The organism is Enterobacter cloacae complex sp. IR53030 (genome assembly GCF_049238365.1).
GTDB lineage: Bacteria > Pseudomonadota > Gammaproteobacteria > Enterobacterales > Enterobacteriaceae > Enterobacter > Enterobacter kobei.
This window is the reverse complement of sequence record NZ_JBMKHA010000008.1, coordinates 128,610-145,913: the sequence shown is the minus strand read 5'-3', so window position 1 is coordinate 145,913 and position 17,304 is coordinate 128,610. Positions and strand designations below refer to the sequence as shown.

General features: G+C 56.1%; 11 protein-coding genes and 4 tRNA genes. 7 read left to right on the top strand and 8 right to left on the bottom strand.

Translation table 11 applies throughout. The features are described 5' to 3' along the window. Positions 1-25: 25 nt before the first annotated feature. Both gcvA and ACOTXR_RS10950 read right to left on the bottom strand, forming a co-directional pair. Positions 26-943: a glycine cleavage system transcriptional regulator GcvA gene (gene gcvA, locus ACOTXR_RS10955; protein ID WP_014885066.1), complete on the bottom strand. Its 918-nt coding sequence runs from the start codon at positions 941-943 to the stop codon at positions 26-28. A gap of 349 nt (positions 944-1,292) precedes the next feature. Then, positions 1,293-1,520 (bottom strand): YgdI/YgdR family lipoprotein, encoded by a 228-nt coding sequence (locus ACOTXR_RS10950; RefSeq protein WP_008499648.1) that lies wholly within the window; start codon positions 1,518-1,520, stop codon positions 1,293-1,295. A gap of 192 nt (positions 1,521-1,712) precedes the next feature. On the opposite strand from ACOTXR_RS10950, the gene csdA reads away from it, so the two are divergent. Beyond that, positions 1,713-2,918 carry a cysteine desulfurase CsdA gene (gene csdA / locus ACOTXR_RS10945; RefSeq protein WP_045134125.1) on the top strand — a complete coding sequence of 402 codons (1,206 nt, stop codon included), beginning with the start codon at positions 1,713-1,715 and terminating at the stop codon, positions 2,916-2,918. Further along, positions 2,918-3,364, top strand: a complete 447-nt coding sequence (csdE, locus tag ACOTXR_RS10940) for a cysteine desulfurase sulfur acceptor subunit CsdE (RefSeq protein WP_014885068.1) — start codon at positions 2,918-2,920, stop codon at positions 3,362-3,364. The genes csdA and csdE overlap by 1 nt, the downstream gene beginning before the upstream one ends. Here the strand turns inward: csdE and tcdA are convergent. Beyond that, positions 3,355-4,161 carry a tRNA cyclic N6-threonylcarbamoyladenosine(37) synthase TcdA gene (gene tcdA, locus ACOTXR_RS10935; RefSeq protein WP_006811804.1) on the bottom strand — a complete coding sequence of 269 codons (807 nt, stop codon included), beginning with the start codon at positions 4,159-4,161 and terminating at the stop codon, positions 3,355-3,357. The genes csdE and tcdA overlap by 10 nt on opposite strands. A gap of 77 nt (positions 4,162-4,238) precedes the next feature. Further along, the gene (gene mltA, locus ACOTXR_RS10930; protein ID WP_014885070.1) at positions 4,239-5,336 is read right to left on the bottom strand and encodes a murein transglycosylase A; all 1,098 of its coding nucleotides are present in this window, start codon (positions 5,334-5,336) and stop codon (positions 4,239-4,241) included. A gap of 208 nt (positions 5,337-5,544) precedes the next feature. Between mltA and ACOTXR_RS10925 the strand changes: the two genes are divergently transcribed. From ACOTXR_RS10925 to ACOTXR_RS10910, 4 genes are all read left to right on the top strand, one after another. After that, positions 5,545-5,621: transfer RNA gene (locus ACOTXR_RS10925), tRNA-Met, on the top strand. Between the two features lie 44 nt (positions 5,622-5,665). Further along, positions 5,666-5,742: transfer RNA gene (locus ACOTXR_RS10920), tRNA-Met, on the top strand. A gap of 44 nt (positions 5,743-5,786) precedes the next feature. Next, positions 5,787-5,863, top strand: a tRNA-Met gene (locus ACOTXR_RS10915). A 44-nt stretch (positions 5,864-5,907) separates the two neighbouring features. Further along, a tRNA-Met gene (locus tag ACOTXR_RS10910) sits at positions 5,908-5,984 on the top strand. A gap of 89 nt (positions 5,985-6,073) precedes the next feature. Here ACOTXR_RS10910 and amiC read toward each other — a convergent pair. Continuing rightward, positions 6,074-7,327 (bottom strand): N-acetylmuramoyl-L-alanine amidase AmiC, encoded by a 1,254-nt coding sequence (gene amiC, locus ACOTXR_RS10905; RefSeq protein ID WP_014885071.1) that lies wholly within the window; start codon positions 7,325-7,327, stop codon positions 6,074-6,076. A 226-nt stretch (positions 7,328-7,553) separates the two neighbouring features. Here amiC and argA point away from each other — a divergent pair, with 226 nt between their 5' ends. Next, positions 7,554-8,885 carry an amino-acid N-acetyltransferase gene (gene argA / locus ACOTXR_RS10900; RefSeq protein WP_014885072.1) on the top strand — a complete coding sequence of 444 codons (1,332 nt, stop codon included), beginning with the start codon at positions 7,554-7,556 and terminating at the stop codon, positions 8,883-8,885. Between the two features lie 54 nt (positions 8,886-8,939). Here argA and recD read toward each other — a convergent pair whose 3' ends face one another. The 3 genes from recD to ptrA are packed head-to-tail and all read right to left on the bottom strand — an operon-like array spanning position 8,940 to position 17,178. Then, positions 8,940-10,760, bottom strand: a complete 1,821-nt coding sequence (gene recD, locus ACOTXR_RS10895; protein ID WP_047027303.1) for an exodeoxyribonuclease V subunit alpha — start codon at positions 10,758-10,760, stop codon at positions 8,940-8,942. Beyond that, a complete protein-coding gene (gene recB / locus ACOTXR_RS10890) occupies positions 10,757-14,299 on the bottom strand; it encodes an exodeoxyribonuclease V subunit beta (RefSeq protein ID WP_058690178.1) in 3,543 nt (1,180 codons plus the stop codon). The genes recD and recB overlap by 4 nt, the downstream gene beginning before the upstream one ends. Further along, the gene (gene ptrA / locus ACOTXR_RS10885; protein WP_023331214.1) at positions 14,296-17,178 is read right to left on the bottom strand and encodes a pitrilysin; all 2,883 of its coding nucleotides are present in this window, start codon (positions 17,176-17,178) and stop codon (positions 14,296-14,298) included. Before ptrA ends, recB begins: the two co-directional genes overlap by 4 nt. Between the last annotated feature and the right edge of the window lie 126 nt (positions 17,179-17,304).

The window sequence follows — 17,304 nt, the reverse complement described above, 5'->3', positions numbered from 1 at the left end:
TTAATGCGTGCCCGGCACACAAACGTTATTGTTCATACCTGAAGCGGAATTTCTCTTGCTCGCTTGCCGCCTTTGCCAGTATCCACTGCCGGAAGGCGGCTATTTTACCCAGTTCTGCCTGACTGTCATGACAAACCAGATAAAATGCATTTTTGCTGACCAGTACGTCATTAAACGGGCAAACCAGACGGCCAGCCTCAATTTCGGACTGCGCCATCACGTTGTTAGCCAACGCCACGCCCTGCCCGTGAATGGCAGCCTGTAGCACCATCGCACTGTGGCTAAAAATGGGCCCCTGCTGCACGTTTATATGACTTAGACCTAATTGACGGGTATACGTTTGCCAGTCGCGGCGAGAGGCATCATGTAAAAGCGTATGCTGCGCCAGGTCAGCGGGTGTCTTCAGCGCTTTGTCGCCCGTTAACAGCAAAGGCGAGCAGACCGGCAGCAGATATTCTGCGTATAATTTTTCGACACGCAAGCCCGGCCAGTTACCTCGACCGTAAAAAATGGCGACATCCACATCATCGGCCAGCTTGTCTTCCTGACGATCCACCGCCTGGATTCGAACGTCGATCCCCGGATAAGCTGAGTTAAAGCTTGAGAGTCTTGGCACCAGCCATTGAATGGCAAAACTGGGCAATAAACTGACAGTCAGGGCACCTTTTGCACTGCGGGCCTGCAGCTTGCGCGTGGCTTCCGTAAGCTGGGAAAAAATCTCTTTAATATCCTGAAAATAGCTCTGCCCCTCTTCAGTCAACAGCAATGAACGATTGCGTCGACGAAATAGCTTAAGGCCCAGGAAATCCTCCAGAGACTTGATTTGGTGACTTACTGCGGCCTGTGTCACAAAAAGCTCATCTGCCGCACGGGTGAAGCTGAGGTGACGTGCTGCTGCATCAAAAACGCGTAATGCATTAAGGGGTGGCAATCGCTTTGACATGGTTATCTGGCTTAGATGTTAACTGAATTTAACAAATAGGAAACAACGTTTAACCTATTAGTTTTTTTTATCTGAGCCATTATAATTTGTCCGTTGAGGAACTACCAGCAAATACCTATAGTGGCGGCACTTCCTGAGCCGGAACGAAGAGCTTTTTTCGGAATGCGTGTTCTGAAGGGCTTTTGGCTTACGGTTGTGATGTTGTGTTGTTGTGTTTGCAATTGGTCTGCGATTCAGACCACGGTAGCAACGCTACCAATTTTTCACTTCCTGTACATTTACCCTGTCTGTCCATAGTGATTAATGTAGCACCGCCAACTTGCGGTGCTTTTTTTTCGCCTGCGATCGGTTAATGCTCGATCTCTTTCATCTCTTTCACGTCCGTGCGGTTGATCTGCTGCTTGTTCCCGTTCGCATCTTTATACGAAATCATCCCGGTATCGTTATCGGTTGTCGGTTTCCCTTCCGAAACGATGGAACGACCATCGTTGGTATGCATCACGTAGTTGTTACCAGAACAGGCGCTCAGGGCAAAAGTAAACGCACAGGCAGAAATGATTGCAGCTGTCTTATTCATGATTATTCTCCTTTAGCAATTAATGCTATTCAAACCTCGATTTATAACAGGCTAAAACATCCGCCTAACACTATTTAGCATAACCTGCTTTTACGAGGTCGCCAGGATAAGCAGACGAATCTGATAGATATCAACCTCCTTGCCCTGCCGCTGAAATTGCGCGACGATCGCGTTATTGATATGAGGAGTCCCATGAACGCTTTCAGTCCTGCGCAGTTTCGCGCACAGTTCCCGGCGCTGGCCGATGCCGGTGTTTACCTTGATAGCGCCGCCACCGCTTTGAAGCCCCAGGCGGTGATTGACGCGACGCAGCAGTTCTACAGCCTGAGCGCCGGGAACGTGCATCGCAGTCAGTTTGCCGAAGCGCAGCGCTTAACCGCGCGCTACGAAGCCGCACGCGATCAGGTTGCACGCCTGATCAATGCTGAAAGCGGAAAAAGTATCGTCTGGACGCGCGGCACGACCGAAGCCATTAATATGGTGGCTCAGTGCTATGCCCGCCCACGGCTGCAGGCAGGAGATGAAATCATCGTCAGCGAGGCGGAACACCACGCTAACCTGGTGCCGTGGCTGATGGTGGCCGAGCAAACGGGGGCGCAGATTGTCAAACTTCCGTTGGGTGCAGACTTCCTGCCTGATGTGGCACGTTTGCCCGAGCTGATTACCCCACGCAGCCGCATCCTGGCGTTGGGGCAGATGTCCAACGTCACCGGTGGCTGCCCGGATCTGGCCCGCGCTATTGAGATTGCCCATGCCAGCGGTATGGTGGTGATGGTCGACGGGGCGCAGGGGGTAGTGCATTTCCCGGCTGATGTGCAGGCGCTTGATATCGACTTCTATGCCTTCTCCGGACATAAGCTCTACGGGCCAACCGGCATTGGCGCACTCTACGGCAAGCCGGAACGGCTGGCGCAAATGACGCCGTGGCTCGGGGGCGGCAAAATGATTACCGAGGTGACATTCGACGGCTTCAAAACGCAGGATGTACCTTATCGTCTGGAAGCCGGTACGCCAAACGTGGCGGGCGTGATTGGCTTAAGCGCTGCGCTGGAGTGGCTGACTGAAACAGACATTGTTCAGGCGGAGAGCTGGAGCCGCGGCCTGGCGACGCTGGCAGAAGAAGAACTTAAAAAACGCCCCGGTTTCCGCTCGTTCCGCGTACAAGACTCGAGCCTGCTCGCCTTTGATTTCGCAGGCGTTCATCATAGCGACATGGTGACGCTGCTGGCCGGGTACGGCATTGCCCTGCGGGCAGGACAGCACTGCGCCCAGCCGCTTCTGGCAGCGCTCGGCGTGAGCGGCACCCTGCGAGCCTCGTTTGCGCCGTATAATACTCAAAGCGATGTCGAGGCACTGATTAGCGCCGTTGACCGCGCCCTTGAAATACTGGTGGATTAATGACTCAAGCAGCGTTAGCCGGACATCCGTTCGGCACGGTCATCACAGAAGAGACCTTAAAACAGACCTTCGCTCCCCTCACGCAGTGGGAGGACAAATATCGTCAGCTGATCCTGCTGGGCAAGCAGCTCCCCACGCTTTCAGACGATCTTAAAGCGCAGGCGAAAGAGATCGCTGGCTGCGAGAACCGCGTCTGGCTCGGGTTTAGCGTATCCGGGGAGAAGCTTCACTTCTTCGGCGACAGCGAAGGCCGTATCGTGCGCGGGCTGCTGGCGGTTCTGTTAACCGCAGTGGAAGGGAAAAGCGCGGCAGAATTGTTAGCACATTCGCCGCTAATGTTCTTCGATGAGCTCGGGCTGCGCGCGCAGCTCAGCGCCTCACGCGGTCAGGGTCTGATCGCGCTCAGCGACGCGGTACTGGACGCAGCACGTCAGGCTCAGGCCTGACGTTCCGCCTTCGCCATCATCTTTTTCAGGGCGTGAGAAACCGCCACAAAGCCAAAGGAAGCGGTTACCATGGTGGCCGCCCCAAACCCTGAGGCGCAATCCATACGTTTGGGTCCTTCCGCCGTACTTTTCATTGCGCAGACCGACCCGTCCGCCTGGGGATAGACCAGCGCTTCGGTCGAGAACACGCAGTCAACGCCCAGCTTGCCTTTGCTGTTCTTCACCACGTTAAAGTCGCTTTTCAGGCGTTCACGCAGCTTTGCCGCCAGCGGATCCTGAATGGTTTTCGCCAGGTCGGCGACCTGGATTTGCGTCGGATCGATTTGCCCGCCCGCGCCGCCCGTCGTGACCAGCGGCACCTTGTAGCGACGGCAGTAGGCGATCAGCGCCGCTTTGGGACGCACGCTGTCGATAGCGTCAATCACATAGCTATAGCCTTTGCTCATGTACTCCGCGACGTTATCTGCCGTGACAAAGTCGTCGATCACCGTCACGCGACATTCCGGGTTAATGAGACGAATGCGTTCCGCCATCACTTCAGACTTCGCCAGGCCGACGTTATCACGAAGGGCATGGATTTGACGGTTGGTATTGGTGACGCAAACGTCATCCATATCAATCAGCGTGATTGCGCCAATACCGGTTCTCGCCAGCGCCTCTGCCGCCCACGACCCCACACCACCAATGCCCACGACGCAGACATGCGCATCCGCAAACAGCTGTAGGGCTTTTTCACCATAGAGACGTGCCGTGCCGCCAAAACGCTGACGCCAGGCATCGCTGATTACCACAGACATAAAACCTCAGATGTAAAAAGGGTGAGGTTCTTCCTCACCCTGAACAAGTAATCCGTATTGCGCTCAGAATACCACAATCAACCGCTGAATACGTTTCCGGTACCCGGTGCGGCCTTCAGCACCCACACGCGTCCGTAGTGGTTATACCAGCCCGCACGGTGGCCAGCATCCGGGCCAATGCCCTGATAAATATCGAAGTGCTGGCCTTTAATCGCCCCGCCCACATCCAGCGCCACCATCAGACGCAGCTCATACTGACCGTTGAATTTACCGTTGTTGTCCAGTAGCGGGACTTCCGCCAGCAGCGTAGTACCCGCAGGAATAATAGAACGATCCGATGCCACCGACGCGCGGCCAATCAGCGGAACGGCACTCGCCCCCTTCACCGGTGCGAAGTTTTGCGGTTTAAAGAAGACGAACGACGGGTTCTGCTCCAGCAGTTCACGCACCTCGGCTTCACTGTGCTTTTCGCCCCACTCGCGGATCGCCTGCATCGACATATCTTCCTTCTTCACTTCACCGCGGTCGATCAGCACCTTACCAATACTGCGATAGGCGTGGCCGTTTTTACCGGAATAGCTGAAGAAGTTAAGCGGCGAACCGTCGCCAAAATCGATGTAGCCACTGCCCTGAACGTCCATGATGAAGTTATCCATCAGGGAGTTGCTGTAAGCCAGAACGTAGTTTTCGCTCAGCGCACCCGCGTAGATCTCTGCACGAGAAGGCAGACGACCGCGTTTTGGCGGCATACGGTAGATAGGATACTGGAACTCACCCTGGCGCGTGTGTCGCGCCTGAATCACGGGCGTGTAATACCCTGTGAACTGGACGTTGCCGTAGTTATCCGCCCCTTCCATCTGCCAGGCGTCAATACCAAACTGGCGCATGTTACGTGTATCACCGCCTGCTTTCAGCCAGTCCTGGACCGCGTTGTACACGCTACTCTGAGTGCCATACAGACGCGGCGACGCATTGCGGATCTGGTAAACCTGCTCGGAGAAATCGCCGGCGTTGATCGGAGCACCGACAGCATCAGGCTGATTAACTAAAGAGAAAGGCTGGGATAACTTCCCGTCTTTATACTGTTGACCGCGATCGGTCGGTTTGGAAGAGCAGGCCGCAAGAATCGCTACCATTGCGCCTGCCATCAGATACTTCGCCCAACGTCCTTTCATTATATCTCGTCTTTAAGTTGCCCATTTCCGCGTGATGAAGATAACAAACCGCCAGGGCTAATGAAATGCGTTCGCATGCCCTTTGGTAAATTTTGCGCACAAAATAGTCCATACAGCGCCATGTCGTTCAATTTGCATACAAAATCATGATTTATGTAAAAAAGGGGTTGCATCACAAACCTATCCGAGTATAGTGCGCATCCACGGACGCGGGGTGGAGCAGCCTGGTAGCTCGTCGGGCTCATAACCCGAAGGTCGTCGGTTCAAATCCGGCCCCCGCAACCAATTAAAATTTGATGAAGTATCTTCTACGACAGTAGAAAGACGGACGCGGGGTGGAGCAGCCTGGTAGCTCGTCGGGCTCATAACCCGAAGGTCGTCGGTTCAAATCCGGCCCCCGCAACCAATCAAATTTGAAGAAGTAAGTTTCTACAAGAGTAGAAAGACGGACGCGGGGTGGAGCAGCCTGGTAGCTCGTCGGGCTCATAACCCGAAGGTCGTCGGTTCAAATCCGGCCCCCGCAACCAATCAAATTTGAAGAAGTAAGTTTCTACAAGAGTAGAAAGACGGACGCGGGGTGGAGCAGCCTGGTAGCTCGTCGGGCTCATAACCCGAAGGTCGTCGGTTCAAATCCGGCCCCCGCAACCAACACTTCTAAAAACAATAAACACCCTGAAGGGTGTTTTTTTGTATCTGTCGTTTGTGAATGTGCCGGGCGTTTTACCCGGCTGAATGCGCTATCCGCGTCGCGCCAGCGTCGCCCCGTCTGAGAAATACGCCCGAATCCCCGCCAGAATCGACTCCGCCACCTCCTGCTGGAATTTTGCCGTCTTGAGCTTACGCTCCTCTTCAACGTTACTGATAAACGCCGTTTCGACCAGTATGGAGGGAATATCCGGCGCTTTAAGCACCGCAAACCCGGCCTGCTCAACGCTGTTTTTATGCAGCTTATTGATGTTACCCAGCTTGCCCAGCACTGCTTTACCAAACTTCAGGCTGTCGTTAATGGTCAGGGACTGCACCATATCGAACATCGTGTGGTCGACGTAGCGGTCACCGCTTTTGCTCACGCCACCGATCAGATCCGAGGCGTTCTGAGTGTCGGCCAGGTAACGCGCCGCGGTACTGGTCGCGCCTTTGGTTGAGAGCGCAAACACTGACGATCCACTCGGCTGACGGCTGGTAAAGGCATCTGCGTGGATCGAGACGAAGAGATCGGCGCGCTGCTTCTGCGCTTTTGCCACGCGAACTTTCAGCGGGATAAAGACATCTTCATTGCGCGTCATGTAGGCGCGCATATTGCCCTCTTTATCAATCAACGCCTTCAGACGACGGGCAATTTGCAGCACCACGTCTTTCTCCCGCGTATGATATTTCCCCACCGCACCGGAGTCTTCGCCGCCGTGGCCAGGATCGAGCATGATCACAATCGGGCGATCGCGCCCCGCTTTGCCCGGCTGCGGACCACTTTGCGCAGGCGGAACCTGACGTTGCAGATCGCCTTTGTTGTAATCTTCCAGCAGGGCCAGAAGCGGATCCTGAATATCCGTTGCATTGGCTGGGTAGAGATCCATCACCAGACGCTCTTTAAACGTCGCCACAGGGGCGAGAGCGAACAGCTGCGGCTTCACGTTCTGTTTAAGCTCAAACACCATACGCACGGTTTGCGGATCAAACTGCCCGACGCGCGCCGATTTAATAAACGGATCGTCACCGCGGATCTGCGCCGCCATCCCCTTCAGCACGGAGTTAAGGTTCACGCCTTCGAGATCCACTACCACACGTTCAGGATTGCTGAGGGCAAATTGCTTATATTTCAGCACACGATTGGATTCGACCGTCACGCGCGTGTACGTGGACGACGGCCAGACGCGCACCGCCACCACCTGACTCGTGGCGGCAAGGCCGACCTGACTGACGCTAAGCAACCACATTGCCCCGGCCCCTTTTAACAAACGGCGGCGGCTTATTGCTGAATTGGATCCCGACATGCTTCTCCCGAGCAAGAAAACGAACTGATATATAAAAGTCCAGATTGACCGAAAACTTTAACGAATGACGCATAAACTGTCATCTATAAAAGGGTAAACAATTCGCTGCTAACGCACGGATTACTTATTCATTTCTGTGGGTCGCAGAAAATTTGCACTTGCACACGCGGCCACAATCGAATAAAAATACAGAAATTACGAATAAACATTCATTAAGGGTTGTGCCATGGTGAAGGAACGTAGAACCGAACTGGTCCAGGGATTCCGCCATTCTGTTCCCTATATCAACGCCCACCGGGGAAAAACATTTGTCATCATGCTTGGTGGCGAAGCCATTGAACATGAAAACTTTTCAAGCATCGTCAATGACATAGGCCTGCTGCACAGTCTCGGGATCCGCCTGGTGGTGGTCTACGGCGCGCGCCCGCAGATCGATGCCAACCTGGCCGCTCACCACCACGAGCCGATTTATCACAAACATACCCGCGTCACAGATGCGAAAACCCTGGAACTGGTGAAACAGGCGGCGGGGCTGCTGCAGCTGGATATTACGGCTCGCCTGTCGATGAGTCTGAACAACACGCCGCTGCAGGGGGCGCATATCAACGTCGTGAGCGGCAACTTTATCATCGCCCAGCCCCTCGGCGTGGACGATGGCGTGGATTACTGCCACAGCGGCCGCATTCGTCGTATTGATGAAGAGGCCATTCACCGTCAGCTGGACAGCGGTGCCATCGTGCTCATGGGCCCGGTGGCGGTATCCGTGACCGGCGAAAGCTTCAACCTCACGTCAGAAGAGATTGCCACCCAGCTGGCTATCAAGCTGAAGGCGGAAAAAATGATTGGGTTTTGCTCCTCACAGGGCGTCGTTAACGATGAAGGGGTGATTGTGCCGGAACTCTTCCCGAATGAAGCCCAGGCGCGCGTGGAAGCGCTGGAGGCCGAAGGAGATTACCACTCCGGCACCGTGCGTTTTCTGCGTGGTGCGGTGAAGGCCTGCCGTAGCGGCGTGCGCCGTAGCCACCTGATCAGCTATCAGGAAGACGGGGCCTTACTGCAGGAGCTGTTCTCCCGGGATGGCATCGGTACCCAGATTGTCATGGAGAGTGCGGAGCAGATACGCCGCGCGACCATCAACGATATCGGCGGTATTCTGGAACTGATCCGCCCGCTGGAGCAGCAGGGTATTCTGGTGCGTCGTTCCCGTGAACAGCTGGAGATGGAGATCGACAAATTCACCATTATTCAGCGCGATAACCTGACCATTGCCTGCGCCGCGCTCTATCCGTTCCCGGAAGAGAAGATCGGTGAAATGGCCTGTGTGGCTGTGCATCCTGACTACCGGAGCTCTTCTCGCGGAGAAATGCTGCTAGAGCGCGTGGCGGCGCAGGCGCGCCAGATGGGATTGAGCAAGCTGTTCGTCCTGACCACGCGCAGCATTCACTGGTTCCAGGAACGCGGGTTCACGCCGGTGGATATCGATTCCCTGCCGGAAACGAAGAAAGAGATGTACAACTATCAGCGCCGTTCAAAAGTGCTGATGGCCGACCTGGGATAATACGCCACTTGCCGGGAAGCGCTGCGCTTACCCGGCCTGCATTTCGTCCCCCATTCAGAGAGACTCAAAGATTGCGCCCAGCCCGCTTCGGCGTTCCGTGCGGGTGGCGATGGCCTGCATCAGCACGCGTTCATCGGTATACAGCGACAGGCGCTGACGCGCACGCGTGATGGCGGTATAGATCAGCTCGCGGGTAACGACAGGTGAAAGCTGCGTCGGCAGGATCAACGCCGCATGGTTAAACTCAGAGCCCTGCGATTTATGCACCGTCATCGCCCACGCAGTTTCATGCTCGGGCAAACGGCTGGGCTGGAAGGACTTCACGCTACCATCCGGCATCTGGAACCAGACGCGCAACCCCTGCCCGCGATCGAGTGCAATGCCGATATCGCCATTAAACAACCCCAGCGCACTGTCGTTGCGGGAAATCATCACCGGGCGCCCTTCATACCAGCGCGAGTGCAGGGTACGGTTGATTTTACGTTTCTGCGCCAGCAGCTGTTCCAGCCTGTCATTCAGGCCGCTGACGCCAAACGGCCCCTCCCTCAACGCGCAGAGCAACTGATATTCGCCAAACGCGGCAATCACCTGCTCCGGCGGACGTTGCTGTTGTACGCCGGTGAGAAAATGTTGATACCCCAGCAGGGCATCATCCAGCATCGCCTGATACTCTTCCCCACTTTGCAGCGATTTTTTCTCAATGTCGGTAAAGGTACCGTCAAACACCGCACAGGTCGTGTGCCGGTCTCCCCGGTTCACCGCCGACGCAAGCTGCCCGATGCCGGAGTCACTGCCGAAACGGTAGCTTTTTTGCAGCAGGCACAAGCTGTCGCGCAGCGCGCCCGCGATCGAGTGCTGTTCCGCCGCAAGGGAACACCCTGTCAGGCGGGCCAACTCCTCCGCGCGTTCCGCGGTATAACCCAGACTGGCATAGGTGCAGATATCACCCAGCACGGCCCCAGCTTCCACAGACGCTAGCTGGTCACGGTCGCCGAGGAAAATGACCCGCGCATGAGGCGGCAAAGCATCGATCAGCCGAGACATCATCGTCAGGTCAATCATCGACGCTTCATCCACCACCAGCACATCCAGGTGTAGCGGGTTACCGGCATGGTAGCGCAGACGCTGGCTACCCGGCTGCGCGCCAAGTAACCGATGCAACGTGCTGGCTTCATTGGGAAAAAGCGCAAGCTGTTCCCCTGTGAGCGGCAATTTTTGCAGGGCACCGCCTAATGACTCCGTCAGACGTGCCGCGGCTTTACCGGTGGGAGCCGCCAGACGAATACGACACTTTTGCTCACCGGATAACTGAATCAGCGCGGCAAGCAGTTTTGCCACCGTCGTTGTTTTCCCGGTGCCCGGGCCGCCCGAAATCACCGAGATCCGCCGCGTTAACGCCACGGCGGCCGCCACTTTCTGCCAGTCAGTCGCGTCGTCAGAGGTAAACAGCGTATCCAGCACTTGCCGGAGCTGCGCTTCATCGCAGGGAAGCGGGGCGTTGGTCTCGCTGAAGAAGCGCGCCACCGTCAGTTCGTTACGCCAGAGTCGGTTCAGATACAAACGCTCGCCGGTCAAAATCAGTGGCGTCCCGGTATCGGTCGCGCTGACGGCAGGCGAGCGGAGTAATATCGCCTGCCAGTCCACTGCCTCACCGAGCAGCGCGAAACACGACTGCAGCGCCGGAGGCATTTTCTCATCCACAGCCAGACGCGACAGCGGAAGGCACACATGCCCCTCGCCTGCGTCCTTACTCAGAATGGCGGCAGCGAGCATAACGGCTGGCTCCTCGCCCGCCACCATCATGGCAAACTGCACGTCCAGGTGGCGCAATAATCGTTGTTCTACCGCCTCCAGCAATAGCGCCTGCATCGTCATGCCACCTCCTCTGTGCGTGCAGCAAACAGGTTATCCATTTTTTCAATCAGCTCCGCATCCGGACGGGTGCTAAAAACGCCCGACTGCGGGTCGTTAGCATCTACACCGCGCAGGAACAGGTAAATAACGCCGCCAAAATGGTCTTCGTAACGGTAATCGGCCATGCGATGGCGCAGGTACCGGTGCAACGCCAGGGTATAGAGCTGATACTGCAGGTCGTAGCGATGCATTTGCATCGCTGAGGCCATCGCCTGTTGGGTATAGGCTTCGCTGTTCTCACCCAGCCAGTTCGATTTGTAATCCAGCAGGTAGTAGCGCCCTTCGTGGCGGAAAACCAGGTCGATGAACCCTTTTAACATCCCCTGAACCTGGCGGAAGTTGAGCGGTGGGCACCCGGCGGATAACGGATCGTACTCACGGATCAATGCGTCAAGCGCGTCGGCCCTGAGCGGGCTGGCAATGGGGAGATAAAACTCCATTTCGACCTGTTTATCTTTGGCGGTCAGCTGGCTGAGGGAAATCCCCTGTGTCGTGAGCGGCGCGTGCAAAACAGCGCGGAGCCAGTCGGTGAGAACCGGCTGCCATTGGGCGTCGTAGCCGCCGCTCTGGAGCATCTTCAGCACCCATTCTTCAGAGACAGGCTGGGTAAAATCCAGCTCTTCAAACAGGCTGTGTAAAAACGTGCCCGGCGAGGCCCCACGCGGGAACTGATGCGGTGTGAGCACCGGTTCAGCGGGCGCGCTTCCTGCGCCTGCGGCATCTACGTCCAGTTTAGGCATTAAATCCTGAGCAACGCTTTGCCCGTGCTGCTGTAAACCGGAGTAACTGGTAACGCGCCAGTCGTCGGCAATCGTGCGGGCAACCTGGCGGGCATGCAGCTCTGACGCTCTCTCTTCCGGCGTCTGCCAGCGGCTGTTGTCGGGCTGAGACGGAATATGCAGGGCAACATGCTCTGAGCAAAGAGATTCGATGCACTGGCGCAGACCGGCAGCATCTTTGGGTTCGCCTCGCTGGATAAGCCTTCCCAGCGCACTCAGATGAAAATCACTCTCGCCGCTCTTATCGCCCCGGCGACGAAACAGCGGCGCAACGCCCAGGCTGCAGTGCCAGACCGAGCGGGTCAGCGCCACATAAAGCAGACGCAGGTCTTCTGCCAGACGCTCGGCTTCGGCCAGCTCAACGCTTGACTCTGCGTTGCTGAGATCGAGTACCGCTTCAAACGACTCGCGATCGTGGTAAAAAGCCTGATCCTGCACGCGGTAATTGGCGATAAAGGGCAGCCAGACCAGCGGATATTCCAGGCCTTTCGATTTGTGAATGGTGACGATTTGCACCAGGTGTTTATCACTCTCAAGGCGCATCTGCTGGCTGGACGAATTACTGTTCGGGTCGGCAATCTGCTGCGCCAGCCAGCGCACCAGGGCATGCTCGCTCTCCAGCTGTGTCCCCGCTTCCTGCAGCAGTTCGCTGATGTGCAGAATATCGGTCAGACGGCGCTCACCGCCCGCGGTTGCGAGCATGTTCTCCGCAATGTGACGCTCTGCCATGAGCTCGCGCACCATCGCCATCACGCCGCGCTTTTGCCATTTTTCGCGGTAGCGAACAAACTCTTCTACCACGGCATCCCACGCGGCTTCGTCATTGTTGAGCACATCAATATCACGCGCATTCAGCCCGAGCATCGCACTCGCCAGTGCACTGCGCAGCGTACTTTCACGCTCTGGCGCCAGCACGGCCTGCAGCAGCCAAAGCATCTCCTGGGCTTCCAGCGTTTCAAAAACGCTGTCGCGGTTTGAAAGATAGACGGACGGAATATTCAGTAGCGTCAGGGCGTCGCGAATAAGCGCGGCCTCCTGGCGGCTTCGTACCAGCACCGTGATATCGGATGCTTTTACCGGCGCGGGTTTATCGCCCTTCCACAGCAGCGCATCTCCCCGCGCGCCTGCGCTGAGCCAGTCCCTAATCTGCGCCGCACAGTACTGGGCCATGGCATTTTGATAGTCGGCGACGCCACAGCCTTCGCCGTCCAGCAGCCAGAAGTGCATGGCGGGCTGCGTCTCACCGTTGAATTCGAAGCGCAACGAATCGTTTTTCGGGGCAAATTTGACCGGCAGAAACGGGATTTCCCGGAACATAAACGCCATATCCATGCGGCTGAACAGCGCGTTAACGCTTTCCACCATGCCGGGAGAGGATCGCCAGTTGGTATCGAGCGTATAGTGCGCATCAACCTCACTGCGGGCTTTCATGTAGGTGAAAATATCCGCACCGCGGAAAGCGTAAATGGCCTGCTTCGGATCGCCGATTAACAGCAGTGCGGTGCCGGGCTGATGGCGCCAGATACGGCGGAAAATACGGTACTGCTGAGGATCGGTATCCTGAAACTCGTCAATCATTGCGACCGGGAAGCGAGTACGAATCGCCTCTGCAAGCGCTTCGCCATTTTCGCTGCACAACGCCGCATCAAGGCGACTCAGCATGTCATCAAAACCCAGCTCGCCCCGCCGGCGCTTTTCGCGCGCCACGGCATCGCGAATTTCCGTCATCGCACGGGTGATCATCAGATCGTTAAGCGTCAGGGGCTCCGCCAGCAGAGTTTCAATTGCCACAAACAGGGGATGTTCAGGCACAATGCCGTCGGCTTTGGTCCGCTCAACCAGGAAACGCTGTGAGAATTTCTCCAGCGCGTCCGGAAGCTGATAACCGCGCGTCTCTTCCTGCGCCCATGCGCTGATCTTCTCGATCCATTTCCCCTGGTTGCCACGGTTGAACTTGCGTCTGTCGATCCCGGAACTCTCGATGATCGCCTCAATCTCGCCGACTGATTCATTCCATTTTTGCTTGATGTCTGCGATTCGCGCGATGATTTTTTCATGACGTGAGGCCAGGGTTTCATCCGCTGGCGGCGGCGATTTGATGATCGGCGCTTCCCCCTGAAGATAACGATCGATGGCGCGCAGCAGTGCCTCTGGCCCTTTCCACAAGGCATGTACCGCTTCGGCGATATCGCGCGGTAACGGGTAGCAGTGGCGACGCCAGAAATCCGCACAGGCCTGATAGCGCAGCACGGATTCATCTTCAATGAGTTGTTGTTCAAACAGCATGCCGGATTCGAACGCATTCAGGCTCAGCATGCGCTGGCAAAACCCGTGAATGGTGAAGACGGACGCTTCGTCCATCTGTCGTTCCGCAAGGAGCAGCCACTGGGCGGCCTGCTGCTTATCAGCAATTTCTTCCAGAAGGCTCGCGTAGAGAGGGTTATCCGTACTCTGGCGCAGGCAGGCGATGCGCAGTTCGTGAATATTGGTACGAATACGGCCGCGCAACTCAGCGGTGGCGGCCTCGGTAAAGGTCACGACCAATAGCTCTTCAACGCTCAAAGGGCGCGGAAAAGCAGCGTTACCGCCAAGCCCTAACAGCAGGCGCAGATAGAGCGCGGCAATGGTAAACGTTTTTCCCGTTCCCGCTGAGGCTTCAATCAATCGTTCACCCTGTAGAGGTAAACGTAAGGGATCAAGGGACTCAGCGGTATCGGTCATTCTTTCTTACTCCAGGGCATTGATTGCTGCAGCGCGCTGACGCTCTTCCAGACTTTCCAGCCTTGTGGGTTCACGTACTCCGTTTTCCCGTTCTGGCTACCGGAAACCTGAGACAGAATGGTGATGCCCTGCGGCTTAATCACGGCCTGATGGAAGAAGTCCGCAACCTTCTGCGGCGTCAGCTGTTTTATCTCGGCCACTACTTTATCACGCGAATCAAATTTCATATTACCGCGATCAAAATCTTTGCTCAGCTGCGATGCCTCTTCGCCCAGCGTCTGCGGCGGCTGCATCACCTGCGCAATGACGGCCTGCTGGATCTGGGAAAATTCTTCCGGCTTCATGGCCCGCAGCTTTGCTTCCACCTGCGGGAAGAACGCCTGATAGCGCTGCCAGAGATAGGCCGGTTGTTTATCGCTGCTTTGCAGCAGGAAGCCCAGCCCCCACTGACGGCCAACGTTCATCGAGAAAGCAAATACCGCGTAGCCAAGCTGCTCTTCCGTACGCAGTTGGTTATAGAACCACGGCTGAATAATCTGCCCCAGCACCGCGCTCTGTGCGGACCCGGAGAATTCGTCATAGCCCGTGGGCACAAACACTGCAGCCAGCGCGGAATCGGTACTGCTACCCGCTTTTTCAAAAATCACATTCTGTTTTTTCTCAACCAGCACGTCCTGGTTACGGCACCACTCGTCGCCTTTCGAACCCAGCTGAGTGCGGACATTCTCTGCCAGCGTTTTAGCCTGTTCCTCACTCATGTTACCGACGATAAGGAACTCAGGACGCGTGTTAGTTTTCAGCGCATCACGGTAAGCCAGCACCTCTTTTAATGAGATAGATGGCAGCAATGCCCGGCGTTCTTCACGCTGGAAATACGGGATTTGCGACAGCATTTGCGCTGGCATCAGCGCCTGATCGTAGGCTTTGCCCTTTTCCGCAGAATCCATCATCTGCGCATACCAGGACTTGGCCTGCTCAAGCTGCTCTTCCGTCGGTGTATAGCTAAAATAGCCCTCCAGCAGTGCCTGGAACAGCTGAGGCAAACGCTGGGTATAGCCATTTGCATTCAGCATCAACCCATTGTTGGCATTGGTGGAGAAGCTGATCCCGCCAACGGCTGCCTGGTTGCTAAGCTGATCGAGCGCGATACCCGCGAGATAGTCATTAAGCGCGAACATCACCTGATTTTTGGCACTATTCATCGCTTTCGGATTACGCAGCACCACGCTGACATCCACCTTTGGCTCGCTCGCGAAATAACGGCTTGGGGTATACACCACGCGCAGCGTCGGCTCATCGACAATGAGCTGGGGGTGCGGATAATCCTTAGTGGTTTTGATAAGCGTAAAATCATCCGGAATGTAAGGGTTCAGTTCCGGCAACGTCAACGCAATCTCTCCAGCCTTCTTTTGCCAGGCAGCGAAGGTCTGGTCGCCGATCTTGTCTACCTGATAAGGTGCATCGACAAAGTAGGCCGTTTTGTTATGCGGTTCGTTCGGGCTGATGTACCAGATACGGGCATTTTGCGGGGTCATCATCGCCAGGCGCGCTTTTAACGCCGCCGCATCATAGCGATCGGCAATATTGACCGCATCGAGAGTGTGTTCCACCGGCACGCGGATCATGGTATCCGCCAGCCACTCCACATAATCCATGTCGCGGGTGATGGACGGGTAACGGAAATCGAGATCCAGCACATGAGCGAGTTCATCAAAATAGCGCTTATCGACGCCTTTCTCACGCAGCAAAGAGAGGTAGCTGAAGATAGCGGCAACCACTTCATCACGGTTGGCCTGCCCTTTGTCGGTCAGGGTGGCGGAAATTGCCAGCACGCCGCTGTTGCCGTTTACAACAGGATCCGAATCGGCGCGAATCCCTTCCACCAGCCCCTGTTTTTGCAGCCAGTCGGATAATGTTCCCGGACTGCGGTTACCAATCAGGTAGGTCACCAGCTCGTCGGTTTTGCTGCGAAACTGTGCGGTGTTGTTATCAATGCGGAACTCAACGCGCAGCACCTTGCGGGGCATGGCAGGAACGTAGTGGATGACGATCCCTTTTTGCGCGTCCGTGACAACCGGCACGTCAATCTTGGGCAGGTCGATATTTTTATTTGGCACCCGGCCAAACGTTTTTGCCGCCAAACCAGCCAGTTCAGGCAGCGGTTTGTTGCTGTAAATAACCGCCTTCATCAGGTTGGCTGAGTAGTATTTGTCGCGAAACGCATGCAGAGCATCAATGACCGGGCTGCCGGGTTTATCGCTGAGCGTCTCCAGATTGCCGCCCGAGAAGCGTGCACCTGGGTGCGCCGGGTTGATCGTCTCAGCGCTGACCTGCGCCATACGCATACCGTCTCGGGTACGGGCCATCGTCAGTTCGGCATTCACCGCATTGCGTTCACGATCGGCGTACTTTTTATCCAGCAGCGGCGCGGCGATAGCATCCGCAAGACGATCAACCGCCCCGTCCAGCGCGTCATTTTCGACTTCGAGATAAAAGGCCGTGCGGTAAGGTGCCGTGCTGGCATTGTGGCTGCCGCCATGCATTTTTAGAAATTCGGACAGGCTATCCGGCTGCGGATACTTCTTTGACCCCATTAACGTCATGTGTTCGAGGTAATGCGCCAGCCCCGGATGAGCCTCAGGATCTTCCAGCGATCCAATCGGCACGACCAATGCCGAGAGGGATTTCACCGCCTGCGGATCGGAAACCAGCAGCACGGTCATGCCGTTATCAAGCCGGATCGCCTGATACTGCCGGGTGTCTTTTTCGCTCTTACGGATAGTGTCCTGAACGGGTTGCCAACCGGAGTCTGCCTGAGTGAAGGGAGCCCAAAGGGCGATAAACAAAACAAACGCTTTGAACACGGTGCTGCCTGGCATTACGACCTCTTTATCACGGCTATCCCCGTCATACTTCAAGTTGCATGTGCGTTGGCTGCGTGCGTTCCCCCCCAGTCACTTACTTATGTAAGCTCCAGGGGATTCACACCCTTGCCGCCTTCCTGC